Below are 3,595 nucleotides of genomic sequence, written 5' to 3'. Positions count from 1 at the left end.
ATTTCTGTAAATAGCTTCGAACTAGAGTTAAATCATCTGTATTTATACGCATAACAAAATATAAGATTTTGTCAACGAATTAGTTAACCTTTACAGAAATGACAACCCCATCGTCATTCCGAACGCTACTGAAATCAAGATATATTTTGATTGAAAGTATGTTGCAAAGCAACTGAGGAGGAACCTTATTAAAAGGAGTAACTCATAACCTTGAGACCTCTCACATATGTTCGAGGAGACACGATGAAATTAGAATTTTGTTAGATTTTAATAGAAATAATAAAACTGTTATATAAAAAGAGGTTATTCTTAACAAATAACCTCTTTTTACTTTATTTCTTTACTGTTCTTGAGCCTAAGGAGAACTTATACCCGAATTGAAACTGGTAAAATGCCTCATCGCTTTCGTTTCCTTTATAATTATAGGTTACTAACCTTGCAAAAATGGCTTGATTGGGGTTTTTGTTTGGGTGATAAAACACCTCTGCTTGATTCTTTACTACAGGTACTTTAAAGTCTAAATCTATGGCGCTAGACCCGTTATAGCTCTTATAATCAAACCAGTGAAGTCCTAATTTGTAATTGAACCCGAAGTTGTTAAATCGTTTTGATGATAAACTTACTCCTCCTCCATAACTCAATGCTTTTAAGTTTTCTACTCCTTGGGTATCGTTTTGAACTCTTGTTAGATTATAGTCTACCGTACCAAAAAAGTTCATTTTCATAGGGTAGTTTTTTTGATATACTTCTAAAAGGTTTACTTCTCCACCTACGGTTAAAAAGCGTTTTTCTACCAAATCTAACGTATTTCCTATTACACCACCTGTTGCAGCAACTAAGCCTTTATCTTCTTCAAACTTAGCATAGTGTACATAAGGTGTAATCGATTTTAAAAACTCAAACTGCATTGAGGAACTAAAGATTTGCCTTGAAAAAGGAAATACATAAAACTTTGCACTTCCTTCTAACTGCACCAATCCGTTGTCAGACTCTCCAAAGAGTGCTAAAAAGTCGGTATAAGCACGTAGTTCTACTATTTTATCTAAGTAAGTGTCTTGTTTTATTTGGTAGGTTGCCGGTGCTGTTAGGTTGGTTTCGTTTCCGTCAATATCTTCTTTAGGCAATTCTAATGTTAGGTCGTGCGGTACGTAGTTGTTTCCTATTTTATACTTATACATTAATACATCGCTTAAACGAATACGAAGGTTTTCAAACTCTGCTTCATCAACATTGGTTGTTGGTTGCTTTTGTGAGTAAAAAAGATAGTTTTTAGATGCCCAATACCCATATCGTAAAAAGCTTACCCCTACGTAGTTTTCAAACAACAGCATACTTCCTCTATATTCTACCAATACTTGAATATCTGCTAAGCTACCATCGCGAATTTCAATATCTATCTTTTTAAACTTATACTTTGCTGTTTCTTGACGCTTATGTTCATTGTCATAAAAACAAAACTCCTGTCCTTCTTTAGGTATGGTAATATCTCCAAAATAGGCTTCTTGATTTACTTGTTTTAATACCTGATTGAACACCTTTTTCTCTCTAGAAGTCCTCTCTACTCCGTTAACATCTTCACTAATTATTACATCTTCGTTAAAATAGCTGTAGGTTACAGGTTCTTCTATCGTTTCTTCTTGTTCAGCTTCTTTGGCTATGGTTTCTTGTGTAGGTGGTTCTTTATGAGGAAACCAACTAGCTATTGAATCAGCATGAATGTTGGTACATACATTTTTATAGCTAGTAAATTTAGCGTATGTAAGGTTTAGCGAATCTATATACGCTTTTCTGTCTTTAATTAAAGTACTAAGTTTATCTATGCTCTCTTGGGTAATCGACTTTTTGGTTTCGTCTATTTTTTGCTTCTTTTCTTCTAGTGTTTTGTTGTAGTTTTCATAGGTACTACTCAACTTTTTTATTTCGGAGTCACAGTTAATAGTTTGTGTTTGTCCGTTAATGCATAGCACATAAAAAAAGAGTGCTAAGCAGGTGCTTAGGGTTTTCATAATGTATGTAAAGTTTAGTTTGTTGGTTGTTGTTATACGCAACTATACTCGTTTTTATGTTGGTAGTACAACACGTATTAAAACACTATATAACTGCATATTAACATTTTAAAAGTAGTAAAATATCGTTAGTAATAACAACTATTGTGTTATTAAATGGTAATTATATGTGTAATAGTACATGTTTTGCGGATATCTGCAATTTAGGTTGCGGAAAACCGTAGGAATCAACAGGGTATGCATTGTAATTTTACTGATAATAATAATCATTATGATATGATTATTCTGTGTTATACTAACTTTTAAAAAAAACTAAAATGACTACTTTAAAAGGAACTATCCGATCATATGGCGCCACAGTTAGAAGAATAGAAAGAGAACAACAAAGACAAGCTCGTGAAGCTGCCAAAAGGTTTAAAGAACAACAGAAACAACAAGAAATAAAAAATGCAAAACAAGCTGTTTTGGATTGGAAAAATTATGTTGAAACAATACAATCTGTCCACAAAAACTGTACAGAACCTATTGATTGGTTAGAAATACTGAAAACAAACCTTTACAATTTCGAGTGAAATGACAAGTTTTTTTAAATACTATTTACTCTATCCACAAGTTTCCTTCTGAATAAGTTTTGGCTTTACCGCTAATTAGTACTCTATCCTTTTTATTTTGACACTTTAATATTCCTACTCTTTCAGAAACCTGAATAGCATTAAGGTTATCTTTATTTAATCTTGAACTCCAAAAAGGTACCAATGAGCAGTGAGAAGACCCTGTTACAGGGTCTTCTAAAATTGATGATTGTGGTGTAAAATACCTTGACACAAAATCACTTTTGTCGCCTAATGCAGTAATTACTATACCTCCTGGATCAAGATTAATTTGATCAAATATTTGTCTATCTACATTTACATTCTTTACTTCCTCTTCTGAATCATAAACCAATACGTAATCTCTAGCTTTTAAAACTTCTTTAGGTGCTATATTTAAAGATTTTTGAATGATTTCAGGTAACTCAGAGGTCACAGGCATTCTAGAAGGTAAATTCATAGAATAAAGATCCTTTTCAATAGTAATCGTTAAATCACCACTTAATGTTTCGAATACTATTTTATTGTGAGGATAGTTTAAAATTGAGTGTAAACAGTGAGCAGTAGCAAGCGTTGCATGACCACATAAATCCATTTCAATATCTGGGGTAAACCACCTTAAATGTATTTTCTCTCCTTTATCAACAAAAAAAGCTGTTTCTGCCACAGCATTTTCCTTTGCTATTTTTAAAAGAACTTCATCAGGAAGCCAATTTTGTAACGGAACAACACAGGCTGGATTTCCTCCAAATACTTTATCTGTAAAAGCATCTATTTGATATAATGGTAATTTCATCTTTTTTATTATTTAACACGTAAATATATTACTTTCAGTTTTGTTACATAGAAGATATAACAACATTGTTAACTTCTCTTTATGCAGTATACTTTATCACGTCATTCCTGTAAAGGTTAACTAATTCGTTGACAATTTTGGTTAAAAATATTAGGAGGCACACCATTTAAACTTTGGTGTGGTCTTTCTTGATTATAATAATA

At 32.2% G+C, this 3,595-nt stretch carries 3 protein-coding genes; 1 reads left to right on the top strand and 2 read right to left on the bottom strand.

What is annotated here, in order from left to right:
• Positions 1–332: 332 nt before the first annotated feature.
• Complete coding sequence (locus C7448_RS15700; RefSeq protein ID WP_115902357.1) at positions 333–2,006, bottom strand: hypothetical protein; 1,674 nt, start codon at positions 2,004–2,006, stop codon at positions 333–335.
• A gap of 317 nt (positions 2,007–2,323) precedes the next feature.
• On the opposite strand from C7448_RS15700, the gene C7448_RS15695 reads away from it, so the two are divergent.
• Complete coding sequence (locus C7448_RS15695; protein WP_115902356.1) at positions 2,324–2,578, top strand: hypothetical protein; 255 nt, start codon at positions 2,324–2,326, stop codon at positions 2,576–2,578.
• Between the two features lie 25 nt (positions 2,579–2,603).
• Here C7448_RS15695 and C7448_RS15690 read toward each other — a convergent pair whose 3' ends face one another.
• The gene (locus tag C7448_RS15690) at positions 2,604–3,392 is read right to left on the bottom strand and encodes a PhzF family phenazine biosynthesis protein (RefSeq protein ID WP_115902355.1); all 789 of its coding nucleotides are present in this window, start codon (positions 3,390–3,392) and stop codon (positions 2,604–2,606) included.
• Positions 3,393–3,595: the final 203 nt, after the last annotated feature.

Origin of the sequence: Tenacibaculum gallaicum (assembly GCF_003387615.1) — a bacterium.
GTDB classification, from domain to species: Bacteria; Bacteroidota; Bacteroidia; order Flavobacteriales; family Flavobacteriaceae; genus Polaribacter; species Polaribacter gallaicus.
This window is presented reverse-complemented; position numbering and strand designations above follow the sequence as displayed.

What these genes read in the sequence shown, in the direction of transcription:
- C7448_RS15700 (WP_115902357.1), bottom strand. Translation starts at nt 2,006, where the DNA reads ATGAAAACCCTAAGCACCTGCTTAGCACTCTTTTTTTATGTGCTATGC.
- C7448_RS15695 (WP_115902356.1), top strand. Translation starts at nt 2,324, where the DNA reads ATGACTACTTTAAAAGGAACTATCCGATCATATGGCGCCACAGTTAGA.
- C7448_RS15690 (WP_115902355.1), bottom strand. Translation starts at nt 3,392, where the DNA reads ATGAAATTACCATTATATCAAATAGATGCTTTTACAGATAAAGTATTT.